This window comes from Pseudoalteromonas sp. BSi20311 (assembly GCF_000239875.1).
In the GTDB taxonomy this organism is placed as follows: Bacteria; Pseudomonadota; Gammaproteobacteria; order Enterobacterales; family Alteromonadaceae; genus Pseudoalteromonas.
The window spans coordinates 1-1,281 of record NZ_BADU01000024.1; the positions used below are offsets into that span (position 1 = coordinate 1).

The 1,281-nt window shown below is 36.9% G+C and carries 2 protein-coding genes; both read left to right on the forward strand.

Annotation, left to right across the window (positions count from 1 at the left end):
• Nucleotides 1-681 (forward strand): sugar transferase (locus tag P20311_RS02625; RefSeq protein ID WP_202945606.1); only part of this gene is annotated, 681 nt, incomplete at its 5' end.
• Nucleotides 682-847: 166 nt separating this feature from the next.
• On the forward strand, nucleotides 848-1,156 hold the full coding sequence (locus P20311_RS02630; protein WP_008109353.1) for an STAS domain-containing protein: 309 nt from the start codon (nucleotides 848-850) through the stop codon (nucleotides 1,154-1,156).
• Nucleotides 1,157-1,281 lie beyond the last annotated feature (125 nt).

Here is a 1,281-nt window from a genome sequence, read left to right on the forward strand (position 1 = left end):
TTTGAACGCGGTGAATATAGTAAGCATTGGCAGCGCGTTCACCAAACTAAGCAGTCTAATAATTTAATAATCAGAGCAGTAAAACGCAGTATTGATATTTTAGGCTCTGCTATTGGCTTAATTGTTCTGTCTCCTGTAATGCTCATGGTTGCATTGGTGATTAAGTTCAGCTCTAAAGGACCTGTGTTGTTTAAACAGTTAAGAGTAGGGCAAAGTGATGATGACTTTGTGGCACTTTTTAACGTATTAAAATTTCGCTCTATGGTGGTTGATGCTGAGGTTAAAAGTGGAGCAGTGTGGGCAAGTAAAGATGATCCGCGTATTACCCCTGTAGGGCGCTTTATTCGTAAGACACGGTTAGATGAATTACCTCAGCTTTGGAACGTACTCATAGGTGATATGTCGTTGATAGGCCCTCGCCCTGAACGGCCTGTTTTTTATTCAAAACTTGAAAAAGATATTCCCTATTTTTGTCAGCGTACCTATGGCATAAAGCCAGGCATATCTGGGTTAGCGCAAGTAATGAATGGCTATGATGAAACTATTGACGATGCACGTAATAAAATTGGTTGGGATTACGCCTATATGTTGAGTACTTCATCAGCTCGTAGCTGGTGTTATATGGAATTGACTATTTTCTTTAAAACATTGGTTGTTATTTTTACCGGTAAAGGCCAATAACCCGCTTCGCATAATGCAATTGCACACCCAAAAAGCAATTGCATTATGCACCTCCATTTCAAAATCCAATCAAAAAACCAATAAATGTTATATTTTTCAATGCATTAAATTTGGCATTCTTCTTGTAATTGTCTATTTGAATTCATACTTTTAATAGGTAATTAAAATGAAAAATGTAGCCAATAAAATAGATAACACCGTTGTTACCATTCCTAATGACTTTTCAGGCTTTGCTGTCGATGAGCTAAAAGATCAGTTTGAGCTGCTCGTTGAGCAAGACTCAAATTGTGTTGTTTTAGACTTTTCTAAAACCGAATTTATCGACTCTTCCGGAATAGGTGCTATTGTTTTTCTATATAAAAGAATTGAAAAACAAAGTAATAAGCTATCTTTACTTAATGTCACCGGACAGCCGTTTAAGTTAATGAACTTATTAAGAGTGGATAAAACCATTCCATTTATTGATGCAGTATAGAGGTTATCAGGGAGAGTTTTATGAAGGCGCGCATAGTAATTTTCATTTTCATGTTTTTAGGCGGATGTGCTTCTTGGCCAGATGAAGGACAAGGAGGCTTGGCCGAAAAATATCAAAACTATCCA